This is a genomic window from Haloarcula regularis (genome assembly GCF_029338315.1).
In the GTDB taxonomy this organism is placed as follows: domain Archaea; phylum Halobacteriota; class Halobacteria; order Halobacteriales; family Haloarculaceae; genus Haloarcula; species Haloarcula regularis.
The window spans coordinates 3,386,398-3,401,493 of sequence record NZ_CP119794.1 but is presented as its reverse complement, the minus strand read 5'-3'; the positions used below and the strand labels follow the sequence as shown (position 1 = coordinate 3,401,493).

The 15,096-nt window shown below is 67.2% G+C and carries 19 protein-coding genes and 2 pseudogenes; 9 read left to right on the top strand and 12 right to left on the bottom strand.

Going from position 1 to position 15,096, the window contains the following annotated elements; genetic code table 11:
- Positions 1-48 precede the first annotated feature (48 nt).
- Together P1N55_RS18405 and P1N55_RS18400 are read left to right on the top strand one after the other, a co-directional pair.
- The gene (locus tag P1N55_RS18405) at positions 49-807 is read left to right on the top strand and encodes a hypothetical protein (protein ID WP_276276911.1); all 759 of its coding nucleotides are present in this window, start codon (positions 49-51) and stop codon (positions 805-807) included.
- Positions 782-1,063, top strand: coding sequence for a hypothetical protein (locus tag P1N55_RS18400; RefSeq protein WP_276276910.1), 282 nt, complete (start codon positions 782-784; stop codon positions 1,061-1,063). The genes P1N55_RS18405 and P1N55_RS18400 overlap by 26 nt, the downstream gene beginning before the upstream one ends.
- On the opposite strand, the gene P1N55_RS18395 is transcribed toward P1N55_RS18400, so the two are convergent.
- The 3 genes from P1N55_RS18395 to P1N55_RS18385 are packed head-to-tail and all read right to left on the bottom strand — an operon-like array spanning position 1,060 to position 2,811.
- Entirely contained in the window at positions 1,060-1,341 is a 282-nt protein-coding gene (locus tag P1N55_RS18395; protein ID WP_276276909.1) for a helix-turn-helix transcriptional regulator, read from the bottom strand. The two genes, P1N55_RS18400 and P1N55_RS18395, sit on opposite strands and share 4 nt — an antisense overlap.
- Before the next feature lie 40 nt (positions 1,342-1,381).
- The gene (locus P1N55_RS18390) at positions 1,382-2,191 is read right to left on the bottom strand and encodes a hypothetical protein (RefSeq protein WP_276276908.1); all 810 of its coding nucleotides are present in this window, start codon (positions 2,189-2,191) and stop codon (positions 1,382-1,384) included.
- A complete protein-coding gene (locus P1N55_RS18385) occupies positions 2,149-2,811 on the bottom strand; it encodes a hypothetical protein (protein ID WP_276276907.1) in 663 nt (220 codons plus the stop codon). The genes P1N55_RS18390 and P1N55_RS18385 overlap by 43 nt, the downstream gene beginning before the upstream one ends.
- 93 nt (positions 2,812-2,904) lie before the next feature.
- Here P1N55_RS18385 and P1N55_RS18380 point away from each other — a divergent pair, with 93 nt between their 5' ends.
- From P1N55_RS18380 to P1N55_RS18360, 5 genes are all read left to right on the top strand, one after another.
- The gene (locus tag P1N55_RS18380; protein WP_276276906.1) at positions 2,905-3,192 is read left to right on the top strand and encodes a DUF7111 family protein; all 288 of its coding nucleotides are present in this window, start codon (positions 2,905-2,907) and stop codon (positions 3,190-3,192) included.
- Between the two features lie 50 nt (positions 3,193-3,242).
- Positions 3,243-3,380, top strand: a complete 138-nt coding sequence (locus tag P1N55_RS18375) for a hypothetical protein (RefSeq protein ID WP_276276905.1) — start codon at positions 3,243-3,245, stop codon at positions 3,378-3,380.
- A 52-nt stretch (positions 3,381-3,432) separates the two neighbouring features.
- Entirely contained in the window at positions 3,433-3,855 is a 423-nt protein-coding gene (locus P1N55_RS18370; protein ID WP_276276904.1) for a cobalamin B12-binding domain-containing protein, read from the top strand.
- Positions 3,852-4,910, top strand: coding sequence for a methylmalonyl Co-A mutase-associated GTPase MeaB (gene meaB / locus P1N55_RS18365; RefSeq protein ID WP_276276903.1), 1,059 nt, complete (start codon positions 3,852-3,854; stop codon positions 4,908-4,910). Before P1N55_RS18370 ends, meaB begins: the two co-directional genes overlap by 4 nt.
- 82 nt (positions 4,911-4,992) lie before the next feature.
- Positions 4,993-5,931 carry an alpha/beta fold hydrolase gene (locus tag P1N55_RS18360; protein ID WP_276276902.1) on the top strand — a complete coding sequence of 313 codons (939 nt, stop codon included), beginning with the start codon at positions 4,993-4,995 and terminating at the stop codon, positions 5,929-5,931.
- A 12-nt stretch (positions 5,932-5,943) separates the two neighbouring features.
- Here P1N55_RS18360 and P1N55_RS18355 read toward each other — a convergent pair whose 3' ends face one another.
- The 3 genes and pseudogenes from P1N55_RS18355 to P1N55_RS18345 all read right to left on the bottom strand — a co-directional run bounded on the left by P1N55_RS18355 (position 5,944) and on the right by P1N55_RS18345 (position 7,857).
- A complete protein-coding gene (locus P1N55_RS18355; protein ID WP_276276901.1) occupies positions 5,944-6,330 on the bottom strand; it encodes a Zn-ribbon domain-containing OB-fold protein in 387 nt (128 codons plus the stop codon).
- A pseudogene (locus tag P1N55_RS18350) lies at positions 6,327-7,492 on the bottom strand (thiolase C-terminal domain-containing protein). Before P1N55_RS18350 ends, P1N55_RS18355 begins: the two are co-directional and overlap by 4 nt.
- A 167-nt stretch (positions 7,493-7,659) precedes the next feature.
- Positions 7,660-7,857, bottom strand: a complete 198-nt coding sequence (locus P1N55_RS18345; RefSeq protein ID WP_276276900.1) for a DUF5800 family protein — start codon at positions 7,855-7,857, stop codon at positions 7,660-7,662.
- 121 nt (positions 7,858-7,978) lie between these two features.
- Between P1N55_RS18345 and P1N55_RS18340 the strand changes: the two are divergent.
- A pseudogene (locus P1N55_RS18340) lies at positions 7,979-9,012 on the top strand (polymer-forming cytoskeletal protein).
- 1 nt (position 9,013) lies between these two features.
- Here P1N55_RS18340 and P1N55_RS18335 read toward each other — a convergent pair.
- The gene (locus tag P1N55_RS18335) at positions 9,014-9,442 is read right to left on the bottom strand and encodes a hypothetical protein (RefSeq protein WP_276276899.1); all 429 of its coding nucleotides are present in this window, start codon (positions 9,440-9,442) and stop codon (positions 9,014-9,016) included.
- Between the two features lie 96 nt (positions 9,443-9,538).
- On the opposite strand from P1N55_RS18335, the gene P1N55_RS18330 reads away from it, so the two are divergent.
- On the top strand, positions 9,539-10,717 hold the full coding sequence (locus P1N55_RS18330) for a redox-regulated ATPase YchF (RefSeq protein WP_276276898.1): 1,179 nt from the start codon (positions 9,539-9,541) through the stop codon (positions 10,715-10,717).
- A gap of 12 nt (positions 10,718-10,729) precedes the next feature.
- Here the strand turns inward: P1N55_RS18330 and P1N55_RS18325 are convergent, their stop codons facing one another.
- The 5 genes from P1N55_RS18325 to P1N55_RS18305 all read right to left on the bottom strand — a co-directional run bounded on the left by P1N55_RS18325 (position 10,730) and on the right by P1N55_RS18305 (position 14,830).
- Positions 10,730-11,479, bottom strand: coding sequence for a DUF5305 domain-containing protein (locus tag P1N55_RS18325; RefSeq protein ID WP_276276897.1), 750 nt, complete (start codon positions 11,477-11,479; stop codon positions 10,730-10,732).
- Positions 11,480-11,528: 49 nt separating this feature from the next.
- Entirely contained in the window at positions 11,529-11,852 is a 324-nt protein-coding gene (locus tag P1N55_RS18320) for a hypothetical protein (protein WP_276276896.1), read from the bottom strand.
- 74 nt (positions 11,853-11,926) lie between these two features.
- On the bottom strand, positions 11,927-13,090 hold the full coding sequence (locus P1N55_RS18315; protein ID WP_276276895.1) for a signal peptidase I: 1,164 nt from the start codon (positions 13,088-13,090) through the stop codon (positions 11,927-11,929).
- Between the two features lie 279 nt (positions 13,091-13,369).
- On the bottom strand, positions 13,370-13,951 hold the full coding sequence (locus tag P1N55_RS18310; RefSeq protein WP_276276894.1) for a DUF1102 domain-containing protein: 582 nt from the start codon (positions 13,949-13,951) through the stop codon (positions 13,370-13,372).
- Positions 13,952-14,311: 360 nt separating this feature from the next.
- Positions 14,312-14,830, bottom strand: a complete 519-nt coding sequence (locus P1N55_RS18305) for a hypothetical protein (protein WP_276276893.1) — start codon at positions 14,828-14,830, stop codon at positions 14,312-14,314.
- Positions 14,831-15,096: the final 266 nt, after the last annotated feature.

Here is a 15,096-nt window from a genome sequence, read left to right as displayed (position 1 = left end):
TTTTGAGCGTCCAGAAGGCCTTTTCCGGCACGGGCGCACGCTCCGGGTATGATCCGCAGGCGCGCGCTGCTCGCGACTGTCGCCTCGGCGGTAGGTGCCGGGTGCGTCGCGCCGGTCGGGCGAGACGCCGAGGTCTCGCCGGCCCCGCCTCCCGAGTCCGAACCGAACGAGACGGCGAGCCCACCCGACCGCGGCTCGGAGGAGCGCCCCACCGAGACACACTCCCACACGGAGGCGCCCGACTGCGACGAGGGGCTGAACGTCTCCGCCGAGCGGTTCGACCCGGTCGAGCAGCTGCCGCTGCCCCTCGAGGGCGAGCGCCTCGCGCTCGTGGAGCGCGCCGTCGGAGACGGCACGACGACCGTCGAGTCCTACAACCACCGGCCGCACGTCCCGTCCGGGGCGTTCGTCGAACTCGAGGGACGCTACTACCGGCTGGCTGCGACCACGACGGACGAGACTGCTGTCACCGCGCTCGTCCTGAACGTCGAGTGGAAGAAAGGACAGTCACCGCCAGAGGACGCGACCACCGTCCAGTTCGAAGCCCTCCCAGACCGACCAGCAGGCGCTCGATGCGGTCGTCTTCGGCACCGGGTCCGAACGCCGCGAGGAACTCCCGACGCGGGGCCTCTCCGTCCGGGAGTCACCGGTCCCTTATCCCGACGGACTCGAGAACTCGCGGTTCGCCGCCGCCAGCGACGTGCTGTGGGTACACTGGCGGGACCGCTGGTTCCGGGCCTGGAGCGATGGTCGGTCGACCAAAGAGCGGTTCACACACGAGGTGGCTGCTTCTGCGGTCGCGCCTGACCGGGACGCCTTCAGGGCGCTCGCCCGCGAGCAGTATCTTCTCCCGGCGGAGCGGTTCTCGGACGCCGAGCGCGACATCCTTCGAGCGGCGAGTGCCGACCAGTACCGGGAGTGTCTCCCCGCCTCCGAACCCCTCACCTCGCTCCGGGAGACGCTGACCGACGACGCGAGGCTCCCGCCGCCGTTCGAGTACTCGTGGCTCGTGGGCCTCGACGGCGACAGGTACCGCGTCGAGACGCTCGAGTGGGTCGTCTAGTCCAGCTGGTCGCTCATCCACTCGAACTGCTCGCGGAGGCGCCGCTCGCCGGCCGCGGTCAGGGCGTACGTCTCGGCGATGCCGTCGACGCGCTTCTCGACGAACCCCGCGTCCGCCATCGCCTCCAGGGCCCCGTAGAAACTCCTTGGTTCGATGCGGGTGTCGTAGCGGTCCTCCAGCCGGGTCTTGAGGCGCTGGCCGGCCAGTTCCCCGTCCTCGGCCCCGGCGAGCAGGATACACATGTCCCGCCGGCGCCCGCTCTGTAACCACTTGGCCATACCGTGACGGGGCTCGAGACGCTCTTTTGTGTTGCGGTCCTCAGGAGACCGCCGCGCAGTCGAACGCGGCGAACTGCTCGCGTTCGACCGTCTCGGGGCCGTCGAGGTCCGTCGGTTCGCGAAGCTGGACCAATCGAACCCGGACCATCCGGTCCCCGTGGGTCCGGTTCCACCGCCAGCAGAGGTGTGCGGCCAGGGACCGCTGGAGCGCGGGCTCGCGGCGTGCGTCGTCCAGGAACTTCCGCCAGCGCTCGTTGGAGTAGGCGCTCGCGGCGTCCGACGGCCGCGAGAGGTCGACCGATTCCCGGCTGAGGGCGTCGACGCGTTCGCCCGACGCGAGCGTGGCCGGCGCGGCGTACCACCACGTCCCCAGCGGCGGCGACGGCGCGAACATGTCCCAGGACCGGTCGGCGACGGCGTCCGGCGTCCCGGCGGGCGGGGCCACGAGCCCGAGGCCGACGGCGTTGACGAGAAGGAGTGCGACGAGACAAACAGTCGCGACCCCGCGAGTGACCGACCGGAGCCCATCGGGTACCCGAAGGGTGCCTCGTCGCTCGGGTAGCGACGCGACGAGCGCCCCCAGTCCGGTCGGCGCACGCCGTTGGAGCCGGTTCCAGACGACCGGCGGGACGAACGGCACGAGCGCCGTGACCGACACCAGCGGGAAGATGCCCAGCGAGAGCGTCAGCACCATCCCGAGGTGCACCGAGGCGAAGGCGGCCGCCAGCGCTGCTCGTGGGTACCCGGTCAGGGCGACCAGCAGCGGCGAGGCGACCAGGAGCGCCACCCACCCCCAGTCCGCCAGCGTCAGGAGCGTCGCGTGTCCGGCCAGCACGTCGCCCAGCAGCACCGTGAAGTGGTCCAGTGGAAGGCGTAGCGGACCGCGTCGCCCCGGAGCCAGACGTCCGCCCGGAACTTCACGACGGCGTTCGTCGCGTAGACGGCGACGACCTGGAGCAGGAGGCCCGCCGTCGCTGGGCCGACGACCGACGGCCGCCAGTCCTCACCGGAGGCGTCGACGGCCCACCGCTCGCCCAGCGGGAGAAACAGGCCCCAGAACAGGAGCCGACGGAAGAGCGTGTCGCCGCTGTTGAGAATCGCGGGGTTGCGCGCCTGTATCGAGACCAGCAGGACCAGGGAGACGAGGACGGCCAGGCGGGTTCGGTACCCGACCAGCAGCGAGACGGCCGCGAGCGCCGCGACGGCAAAGAGCGTCCACTGGACCCACGCCGCCCCCGAGAGGGCGTGCAGCGAGACGTACTGGTAGCCCGGTTCGACCACGGGCAGCAGTGCCCGCGGGAACACGCCGCGGTCGGTGTAGAAGGCCACGAGGTCCGTCGCCCGTCGCGCCAGGTCGACGAGCAGGAGCGTCGCCAGCGCGACGCGAAAGACCGCCAGCGCTCGCGTGTCGACGGCGAACCGCGTCGCGAGCGCACGGCGAAGCCATGCCGTGCCGGCGCGTGGAGTCATCTGCCAGAAGGGTGCGGGGAGCACCGCATAAATCTTCCAGTCCCGCGCGGGCCATCGACAGCTTTCACTATGGGCAGTCCTAACACCGCGGCGATGACCGACTCCGAGCCAGCGACCGAGGCGTCGGCCGGCGGCGTCACCGCCCGCTACCACGAGACGGAGACCGAGCGCGTGCTGACCTTCGAGAGCGAGTCCGGGACGGCGGCCATCGCGCAGAACCGCGAGGGCTACGCGATGCTGAAGGTGCGCCCCACGGCCGACGGCGACGAGCTCGAGCGGTACTACGGGTTCGACATGGCCCTGGACCACGCCGCCGAGCTGCTGGGGGCCGCGCCCCACTCTCTCCCGGTTCCCGCGGCGGCCGAAGATATGGGGATGTAGGCGACTCGCAGCGCCGGAACGGCTATCCCGGCGGGTGTCGAAGGGCTGGCATGGCCTCTCGCGTCGCCCAGTTCGACCACCCGGCGTGGCTCACTGCGGCCAGTACCCTCGCGGGCTACGGGCTGATTCTACTCGTTCTGTTCGTCCTGCTGTTCGTCGTGCCCTACCTGGCCCTCGCACTGTCCTGAGGGCGGGGCCGCGTGGGCAAGAGTGAAACCACCGGACGTGGTAGCTGTTCCCATGAGCGTCGAGCACGAACAGAGCGAGCGGACCATTCGCTGCCTGGTCGCGAAAGTGGGCCTGGACGGCCACGACCGGGGCGCACACGTCATCGCCCGTGCCCTCCGGGACGCCGGGTTCGAGGTCATCTACTCCGGCCTGCACCGCTCCCCCGATGAAGTGGTCCAGGCCGCCGTCCAGGAGGACGTCGACGTCGTCGGCATCTCGATTCTCTCGGGCGCACACAACACGCTGGTCCCGAAGATCCTCGACGGCCTCAAGCAGTACGACGCCTTCGACGACCGCCTCGTGCTCGTCGGGGGCATCGTCCCGGACGACGACAAGGCGGAACTGCGCACCCAGGGCGTCGACGAGATATTCGGGCCCGGCGCGTCGATGGAAGAGATGATAGCCTACATCCGCGAGCACGCGCCCGAGCGATGAGCGACCTCGTCGCGGACCTGCTCGCGGGCAAGCACAGCGCGCTGGCCCGGGTCATCACGAAGATAGAGAACCGGGCACCGGGCTATCGAGACATCGTCTCGGCGCTCCATCAACACACCGGCCATGCGGACGTCGTCGGCGTCACCGGGAGCCCTGGGGCCGGCAAGTCGACACTCGTCGACAAGGTGGCCGCGGCCTACCGCAAGCAGGGACTGACCGTGGGCGTCATCGCCATCGACCCCTCCTCCCCGTACTCCGGGGGCGCGGTGCTGGGCGACCGCATCCGCATGGCCTCCAACGCCGGCGACATGGACGTCTTCTTCCGGTCGATGTCCGCCCGCGGGTCGCTTGGCGGCCTCTCGACGGCGACCACCGACGCCGTCACCGCGCTCGACGCCTTCGGCAAGGACAAGATCATCGTCGAGACGGTCGGCGCCGGGCAGAACGAGGTCGACATCGTCCGCACGGCCGACACCGTGGCCGTGCTGGTCCCGCCCGGCAGCGGCGACGACGTCCAGATGCTCAAGGCCGGCATCCTCGAGATCGGCGACGTCTTCGTCGTCAACAAAGCCGACCTCGACGGCGCGGACCGAACCGTCCAGCAGCTGCGCGAGATGTTGCAGAACCGGGGCGACGGCGGGAGAAGCGGCCGGGCGGACAGCGGCCACCACGGCCCCGACCAGACCGCCGGAGAGGCGACTGAGGGGGACCTGGCGACGAACGGGGCCGAGGACATCGACACGTGGCGCCCGCCCATCGTAGAGACAGTCGCCAACCGCGGCGAGGGGGTCGAGGGGTTCCTCGACGCGCTGGCCGACCACGGCGACTTCCTCGACCGGACCGGCCGGCGAGACGACCAGGAGCGGGCGCGCTTTGCCGCCGAGATACGGACGCTCCTTCGGGAGGACGCCAACGGACTCGTCACCCGCGAGCTCGAGCGTCAGGGCGGCCTCGACCGACTGGTCGACGACGTGGTCGCCCGCGAGATCGACCCCTACACGGTGGTCGACGAGGTCCTGGCGCCGCTCCGGGACTGTCTGGACCGCGAGACGTAGTCGCAGGCGGCCCCGTCGTCCGTCGGTTCGCCACGTGTCGCCGTCCTTACGTATTAAGGCCTTCTGTCCCCTACGGTCGGGCATGAAACTCCGCAACGTGCTCGGACTCGCGGCGGGAACCGTCGGCGCGACGGCGCTCGCCAACCGACTCCTCCGGGCCTCGCCCGACGAGTTCGACCCCTTCCTGCCGGGAACCCAGCGGACTTACCGCTGGCGTGGATTCGACGTCGCCTACACCGAGGCCGGTGACCCAGAGGCCCCGGACCTGGTGCTGTTGCACGGCATCAACGCCGCCGGGTCCAGCCACGAGTTCCACACCGTGGTCGAGGAGCTGGCAGAGGACTACCACGTCCTCGCCCCGGACCTCCCCGGGTTCGGCCACTCCGACCGGCCGCCGCTGCTGTACTCCGCGTCGCTGCTGACCACGTTCGTCAGTGACTTCCTGGACGACGAAGTGACGGACCCGACGGTCGTCGCCTCCTCGCTGACCGGCGCCTACGCCGCGTCGGCCGCCCGGGACGTCGACGTCGCCGAACTGATTCTGGTCTGTCCGACAGACTCGTCGATGGGCGGCGGGAACGTCTGGCTCCGGTCGCTGCTCCGCGCGCCCGTCGTCGGCCAGGCCGTCTACAACCTCATCGTCTCGAGGCCCTCCATCCGGCACTTCCACGCCGACCACGGCTACTACGACATGGACAACCTCACCGACGACGTGGTCGACTACGAGTGGCAGACCGGCCACCAGCCGGGCGCCCGGTTCGCGCCGGCGTCGTTCGTCTCCGGGTTCCTCGACCCACAGGAGGACCTCGGGGCGGTGCTCGAATCGCTCGACGTCCCGACGACGCTCGTCTGGGGCGAGGACGCCGACATCACGCCGCTTTCCGACGGACGCGAGCTGGCCGAGCGTGCCGACGCGCGACTCGTCGTCTTCGGCGACTCACTTCTGCTGCCACACGTCGAACACCCCGACCAGTTCGTCGCGGTCGTCCGCGGCGAGACGGCCTCGATCACCGTCGAGTGACCGCCGGCGCTCTCAGCGCGGCCGGAAGACGACGGCCCGGTCGCCCGTCGTCACCCGCTCGCCGACCTCGATGCCGACGACCGTGCCGATCTCGACGTCTTCCGGGTCGATGCCACGGACCATCCCGGTGATAGAGACGGGTCCGAAGTCCGCGACGGCAGTGACGTACGGAGCGTCGTCCTCGAACTGCGGCGTCGGGACGGTGATGGTCGTGTGCGTCGTCACCTCGCCTGAAGCGGGGAGCAGTTCCTCGCTGAGGTCGCGCGAGCGACACTCCGGACAGATGCGTCTGGGCGGGAGCCAGCCGTGCCCGTTCGCACACACCAGATAGTAGCCCTCGTCGTCCTCGATTGCGTCCAGCCAGGCGTCGTACTGCCCGTCGGGGGCCGCGTCGGTCATTCTGCCACCTCCAGGACGTGGACCGTCGTGGAGGCGACGGTACCACCGGCGTTGTGACAGACGCCGACCCTCCCGTCCGCGACGGCGTCGGCCCGCGGATGCGAGCCGTCGAGCACCCAGGCGATGGTCGCGAGCTGGGCGACGCCCGTCGCGCCGACCGGGTGGCCCTTGGCCTTGAGGCCCCCGGAGAGGTTGACCGGCAGTCGCCGTGGCGCGTCGTCTCGCCGTCGGTGGCGGCGCTGATGCCCTCGCCGCGCTCGTAGAACCCGAGCGACTCGATAGCGAGCACCTCGGCGATGGTGAAACAGTCGTGGACCTCGGCCACGTCGACGTCGCCAGGGCCGATTCCGGCGTCCGCGTAGGCCTCCTCGGCCGCCGCGTCGGCCGCGGGCGTCTGGGCGAAGTGGGCGCGGTCCTGCAGGGCGAGGTTGTCGCCACCCTGGCCGGTCCCGGTGACGGCGACGGGAGCATCCAGGCCGTGTTCCTCGGCGTAAGCCTCGCTGGTGAGGACGGCCGCCGCGGCGCCGTCGGTGATGGGACAGGAGTCGTACAGGCCCAGCGGGCTGGCGATGGTCGGCGCTTCGAGCGCGTCCTCGACGGTGATCTCCTTCTGAATCTGGGCGTGGTCGTTGACCAGCGCGTGCTCGTGGTTCTTGACCGCGATGTGTGCCAGGTCCTCCCGAGAGCCGCCGTAGGCCTCGAAGTACGAGCGGGCCATCAGGGCGTAGGCGCCGGGGAAGGTCATCCCCGCGCGCACCTCGTAGAGGTCGTCGGCGGCGATGGCCAACGCGTCCGTCGCCGCCGCCGTCCCGATGTTCGTCATCCGCTCGGCCCCGCCGACGACGATGACGTCGGCCTCGCCGTTGCGGAGTTCCTTGACCGCCGCCCGAATGGTCGCGCCCGCGGACGCACAGGCGGCCTCGAACCGGGTCGCCGGTACGTCCAGGCCGATAGCCTCGGCCATCAGCGGGCCCTGGTGCCCCTGGTGTTCCGCGAGTTCGCCCATGAAGTTGCCGTAGAACAGGGCCTCGACGTCGTCCGGATCGACCCCGGACTGGTCGAGTGCTTCGAGCCCCGCTTGTGCGAACAGGTCACGGCCGGTGCGTTCGGGGTGTTTCCCGAACTTCGTGACACCGGCTCCCGCGACACGTGGGTTTGACATTAATCTTCATTCGACCGCTAACACGTAAATGCTTGCCGCCATTGTGAGTTTTTGCCACGATTTCGGACGCTCGGTATCGCAAGACGGCGGCACAATAGTTGGAATACAGAAGGTTTCTCTCGAAGGTATTAAATCCTTCGTAGGTACCACACCACGGCGGTCCGGTCTCACCGGACGATTTCAGCGATTCGGCTGGGTTCGCCGGACAGGGACGGGTCGGGTTCGACGATCTGGAGGACTTCGTGGTCGGTGACGTCCGGGTAGGACTTCTGGATGGCGTCCTCGATGAGGTCTTTCTCGAGGCGGAACTCGGTTCCCTCGTAGACGACGTCGACCCCCTGCTCGTCGAACGAAAGGACGGTCATGGCCAGCGGTAGGCGACGGCCGGATAAAAGTGTAGTCTCTCGCGGGCCGCGGCAGGTGCGTCAGACGTCCGTCAGACGCCCGTCGTGCACGTCCTGAGGGTTTAATACGCCGGATTCCCACATGTGCGTCGTGCAACTCGGCTCTGACCCGCTCTCCGAACTCGCGATTCCCGACGGCACCACCGTCGAGGAACACGACCTGGTGACCGAGGGTGACGTCCTTATCGGCGGGCAGAGCACGGTGGAGTTCGGCGTCCGCGGGCGGTCGGTCGTCGCGGACGAACGCGTTCGCTTCGGCGGCCACATCGAGGCCGAGGGGACTGCCGACTCGACATGTGGTGTGACGTCCAGGACAACGTGCTGGTCGGCGAGGACGCCTACATCGGCGAGCGCGTCCACATCGGCGGCGAACTCCGCGTCGCGGGCGACTTAGACGTCGGAGACGACGTCGACATCGAGGAGGGGTTCGAGGCCAACGGCTGGATCGTCATCCGGAACCCGATGCCGACCATCGTGTTCCTGTTCGTCTACCTCTCGCACCTGCTGCGTATCGGCGAGGAGGCAGCCGCAAAGGACGTACTCGACGAGATGCTCGGCGACGAGAGTGAACACGACCCCATCCGCATCCCGCGGGGCGCCACAGTCTCCGACGACGCCTGGCGGGTCTCGACGCCGGCGACGGTCGGCGACGACTGCCGCCTCCACGGCAACATCCGGGCGAAGTCCCTCGAGGTGGGTCGCGACACCGTCGTCTTCGGCAGTCTGCGCGCCCGCCAGGACGTCGTCGTCGGCCGCGGCACCGAGATCAAAGGCGACGTGACGACCCGGAACGGCGACGTCCGAATCGGCCCCGGCGCGAAGGTCTGGGGCGACATCTCCGGCAAGACGGTCCACCTCCACGAGAACGCCACCGTCGACGGGACCATCCGCGCCCGCGAGGAGATGCGGATGCACACAGAAGCGGTGCTCGACCGGCCCGACGAGTCGGCCGCGGCGATGGCCGAGATGGCGGAGGCGATGGAGAACGGCGACGCCGACGACGGTGACGACGAGGCGACCAGCGAGGCGGAATCCAAATCCACCGACGACGGTGCCGAGAGCGAGGAGGAGACGGCGGCCGACTCAAAGAACGAGTCCGCAGAAGCCTCCGACTGAATCACGCGCCGAGTCCGTCGCTGCGCGCATGTCGGACGAGTCGGTACCCCGAGCGCCCGAGGACGACTGCGACCAGACAGCTGCCGAGCACCAGCGCCGGCACACCCGCGAAGAAGACGCCGCCCGGCGAGGTGTTCAGCGAGACCTGCGCGAAGATCGACGCGAGGACGGTCAAGACACCGAGAAGTCCGGTCCCGATCCCTTCGAGTCCGTCCCGGCTCTCGCCGACCCGACGCCGAATCCAGTCAGCGACGACGACACACCCGAGCAAGAGCGCCAGCAGGCTGAGCGTATCGAGCGTGACGGGCCCGACGTAGAGCCACGTGGGGACGAGGTCGATAGCGAGCAGTCGCGCGGCGATTCCGAGGCCCACCAGCACCGCGACGGCGGTGGGGAGCGCCGAACGGTCGGAACGAGACGGCGGGGACATACGGGAACGTGCCACCGAGACGGACATAACAACTGGGGACGGTCACACTCCCGTCGAACCGAAACCCCCTTTCCCGGGCCACTGGTACGCACTCGCATGCTCTCTATCGCGCTGGCTGGCAAGCCCAACGCCGGGAAGTCTACCTTCTACAAGGCCGCGACGATGGCCGACGTCGACGTCGGAAACTACCCGTTTACCACCATCGACGCGAACCGCGGCGTGAGCCACGTCCGGACCGAGTGCCCCTGCCTGGACCGCGCAGAACGATGTGGCGACGAGAACTGCCGGGACGGCAAGCGCTACGTCCCCGTCGAACTCATCGACGTCGCGGGCCTGGTCCCCGGCGCCCACGAGGGTCGCGGCCTGGGCAACCAGTTCCTCGACGAACTGACGAACGCCGACGTCATCCTGAACGTCGTCGACGCCTCCGGCGGGACGAACGCCGAGGGCGAACCCGTCGAGGTGGGCGAACACGACCCAGTGGAGGACGTCGACTTCGTCGAAGAAGAGATGGACCTCTGGCTGGCCAGCATCGTCGACCGCAACTGGGAGTCCATCGAGCGCCAGTCCCGGTCGCCGGACTTCTCGCTGGACGAGGCGCTCGTGGACATGCTCGCGGGCGTCGGCGCGAGCGAGCTCGACGTGGCCCGCACGCTACGTGAACTCGAGTACCCCGAGGACCCCATCGCGTGGACCGACGACCACCGCGAGTCGCTGGCCCGCGAGATCCGCGAGCGGACCAAACCCATCGTCGTCGTCGCGAACAAGGCCGACGTCGCGCCCGAGGGGAACGTCGAGCGGTTGCGAGAGGCGGCAGAGATCGTCGTCCCGGCGACGGCCGACGGCGAACTCGCCCTGCGCAACGCCGCCGAGGCCGGCGTCGTCGACTACGACCCGGGCGACCCCGACTTCGAGATAACCGGCGACGTGAGCGACCAGCAACGGGCCGGCCTCGACCGGATCCGCGACGTCATGGAGCAGTGGGGCGGCACCGGCGTCCAGCAGGCGATGGACACCGCGGTCTACGACCTGCTGGATCACATCACGGCCTATCCCGTCCAGAACGACACCAAGTGGACCGACGGGCAGGGGAACATGCTCCCCGACGCCCACCTGTTGCCCCGCGGGTCGACCCCGAAGGACCTCGCCTACGCCGTCCACTCGGACATCGGCGACGGTTACATCCACGCCGTCGACGCCCGGAAGGAGATGCGGGTCTCCGACGAGACGGAACTGGAGGAGGGCGCGGTCGTCAAGATCGTGAGTTCGAACTGAGCCGAGCGCGGACTACTGGTCGTTGCCCCCGTCAAGATCACCATCGACCTCCGGCGACGAATCGCCAGCCGACGAATCTCCTGGGGCGTCCGGCGCTGGCGGTTCGTAGGTGTACAGCACGCCGTCGTGGCGGACGTAGTAGGTCTCCGAGCCCGGGTTCTCGACGACGCTGTTGTTGGTGTCGATGGCGAAGTCCACCAGGTCGGCGAGCGACGACGCCTCCGCCCGGGGGAGGTCCAGCGCCTCCGGCGGCAACTCGAACGACGTGAGCCACTCGGAGAACTCGTCGCGGTCGGTCTCGAAGGCGAGGCGCGCTCGCTCCCGGTCGGTCAACTCGACGTCGCCCCGGACGCGCATGGTGGCGATGACGACGAGTCCCAGGAGCCCGAGCGCGAAGAGCAAGGGGCCGCCGGTGGCGGGGAGCGTCCCGGGCTCGCGGGGCACCTCGACGAGGGCCGTCGTCTCGTCGCGGGTCGTGTCTGCCGAGGCGTTCACCCGGTAGGCGTTCTGCGAGAACGTTATCGGCATGGCGTAGGCCGCCGTCCGGTTGACCGCCTGACCGTTGACCGTCCCCGAGAGCTGGACCGTCGTGACGAGGAGCACGCGGGGCTCGCCGGGCGGGTTCCCCAGTCGCTCCGAGATCTGCTCGGTCCGGTTCTGGGTCCGGTTGACGTCCAGCGAGAACGGGACGGTCACCCGCGATCCCGGCGCCACGTCGGACTCGGCGCGCGTCTCGAGCGTCCGGGACTGCTCCCAGACCACTGCCGTCCCCTCCTGTTGTTCGTCGACGGCCCGGACGACGAGCGCCTCCTCAAAGCTCGACGTCGAGACTGCCGCCGTCGGTGGCGTTGTACGAGAAGGCGAACTGCCCGCCGAGGTCCGGCGTCGCGGCCAGCAGGTACATCGACCGGTTCCGAAGCGTCGTCCCGCGGTCGTACACCGGGTTCGGTTCGGTGACTGTCGCCTCGTGGGTGTAGGTCCCCGTCGTCGCCCACGACGAGACGGTCCGTTCCTCCGTGGTCGTGCCCGGGTCGACGTGCGCACCGTAGGCCACCCAGCCACCGACGAGTGCCAGGACGAGAAACACGACGACGAGACCGTCGAACCACGACTCGAGTGCTGCCCGCGCCTGCAACCAGCGGTCCCATGACCTCCAAGGCCGATGGGGACGGTTATTGTTATGCTACCGATATTTCCGGTTGGCTCGGGCTAGCGGTACAGCCGGCGCACCCGACGCCGGACGCGGGCCGTCGTCGACCGGCCGGTGTCCCGTGACCGCCTCCGCACCCGCCCGGTCCCGACCAGTGTGACGCCGACGAGGTAGAACGGCACGCCGAGCAGCGCGTCGATGACGACGATGGGCGCCCACGGGTGGACCTCGTACAGCGCCCGGATATGCGCCTGCGGCAGCAGCGCCAGGTACCGGTGTTGCGTGACGAAGTAGCGGTAATAGCCCGTCTCGGGCGGCGCGTGAATCGCCAGGGTCGCGTTGACCACCGACTGTCGCGGGACGGTGAGCTCGCGCGGCTGGACGTCGACGTTCCCGTCGCTCGGCTCTAGAAAGACGATTGCGGAGACGAACCCACCGTTGCCAACGGGATAGGTGGTCGATTCGGTGGTCCCCTGTTCGATGACCCGCAGCCCCGGCGAGTCGCTCTCGGCGCTGACGACGCCGAACTCCTGTGTACCCGCGGGCCCGACCATCGCCGCGGTGGCGCTCACGACGACGACGGCGGCGAGCACGGCGACGATCAGGCGTGCGCTGGTGCCGGTGCTCCGCGACCGGTCGCGCGAGCCCCGGTCCCGGCCGCTGTCACGCCACGCATCGACGCCGTAGAGCAGCAGCGAGAGCGCGAAGACGAGGTACGCGAGTCCCTGGACGCCGAGTAGTGAACGGGTTCCCAATGCCGAAGCGAGCGTGCCCTGTACAACCTGGAGGACGCGCTGAGTGCCGGTGACGACGGTGCCGACGCCCGGTATCGCCAGCACCTCGCCGCCGGGTTGCCAGGCGACGGCGACGATCTGCTCTGACTTTACCGGTGGCTCACCGCTGTCCTGGTCGGTGAACGGATTGGCGTCGCCTTTCGTGATGTATCCTCTGTCGGTTTCCTCGACGATTCGGTGAGTGGTGAGACCGCCGCCCTGGATGTCTTCAGCGCGGAAGACGACGACGTCACCCGCTTCCGGATCGTCGGTGATGGCTGCCGGGATAGCGACGAAGCCGTCACCTTCCCTGATTGTGGGTTCCATGCTTCCCGAGGTAACGAACCCCAAGAGGGTCGGCTGGCCGAGGATGGATCCTAAAACCAGAGATAACACGGCGAGAAGGATTGTAAGTTGTAAAATCACAACCAAAACTTGTAGGCGACCCATGTCAGGGATGATGGATCATGTACAAACCTATTTGTTATTTGGTGATTTTAGTCTGCTGAGTCGGTCTCTACGGAGTTAAGAGAGGGAAAAGTATCTATTTAACTGCGGCACGGTTTAGAAGAATCCCAGTAATCGTTGTTCTAATTTACAGCATGATAATTTCCGGACACCACGCGTCTGCGGTAGCAACTCTATCAAGAGGTAGAACGTGTAATCCGGCAAAATAATTGAAAAGACAGAATATAGGGCGCTACACCAAATTACTCCGGATTCGAGACACTATCCGCTTCCGTATGGTCCGTCTTCATCCGTGACTGCATATCTGATTTCGCCACCTGGAACACTGGCCATGTCCCGCGCGTCTATCGCCACACCAACTAGCGTAGAATTACCCGAGTCAAGACCACCTCCACTTGCATTGGTACTCTCGTACCCGCCGAAGTCGTCCCAGCTCGGGTAGAAGCTATCTTCGGGATAGGAACCACTGTACTCGTCGTATACTTCTTTGGGGACGAAATGCCATCGATCCGGGTTAGCCAAACCGGATTTATCGATAGTGATGTCGAGATTGTTCGGACCGTTATTCGTCATCCGAAAAACGCCGTCAAAGGTAGTGACCGAGTCGGCGTTGATACCGCTGCCACCGTTATTGTTGTTACTGAAGTCCAAGACGAGTTGTTTCCCGCTGTATTCCGCGTAAGGTGACGTCGCTTCCAAACCGAGATAAGCAGCTTGGTCACCTGCCACATTGACACCGACGGTACGAGTCGCCTCAACACTAGCAAACGCACCAGTACCCATTGCAGCCGCTGATCCGGCGGCGAGCGATCCCATTCCGACGAGGAATTTGCGTCGTTGCATCGTTGTAGTCTCCGTGCACACCCGTGCGACCGGTCGCGTCGCCGACACGTCGTCAGGGGTGCGCTCGTTACGTGCATGGACCCACCACCATTTGTGTATATACAGTGACAGCAACGCAATGATACTCTGTGAGTACAGAACCTCCCTCTGAGTGCTGAATAGAATGTTTTCAGAGTGTAAGATAGTATTACTCGGTGAGTGTCGTCGGCGCGCTCGGCGAATGATAACGAAATTAACATGAGCCCGACGAGACCGCTGAAGATTCCAGGCGATCCACAGCTCGGAACCGAACTGTCCCATCAAATCAGGATTCCTGCCTCCTGAATTTCTGGCCCCGAAATCGAGCGGAACCGTACGTGTTCAGTCCGTGACTATCGTGAGAGTGCCACCTGCCCCGTTGCCGACCTCGCTGTCGCCGTCGGGCCCTTCGACGATGGCGACGTCGATGAACGCGGCGTCGCCGGACGCGACCGTCGGACTGCGGACTGCGAAGTAGATACCTTCGCCGGAGTCCATGTCGACGTTGTCGACGTCCCCGACGACCGAGACGTTGCCACCGTCGCCCTCGAGAGAGACAGAGAGGCTGTTCGGCCCCTGGTTCACCACCGTCACGACACCCTCCACGCGCGTCGCGGCGTCGTAGTTGAACGCGGACCCGCCGTTGCCCGATGTCCCCCCGAGGTCGATGGTCAGTTCGCCGCTGTTGTCCGTGACGTACTCGTTGTCACCGTCGAGTTTGAGATATGCCGAGTCGTCGCCGGTGGTCTGGACGGTGACGCCACGGCCGGCTTCGACGAAACTAAACGCCCCTGTACCCACTGCGGCCGCCGAGCCGGCGGCGAGCGATCCCATTCCGACGAGGAAGTTGCGTCGTTGCATCGTTGGAAGTTCCGTGTACACACCCAGCGGCCAGTCGCGCCGGTGGGCGTGACTGCACCGGTGTGCGCGGGAAAAGCAACGACCCGTCGTATCTTTTGTATACACGAGGGGCACATCGAAGAGAACCGTTGCAGGATAGAAATCGGCCTATTCGGTGTGCAATGGGTCTGTTCTGGTGAGTAATACGGCCTTATCTAGATGGCCCGCAGTATTCGGGGCATACAGCGGCTAACATGTAAGGATTACCACATAGTGTAATATTACTA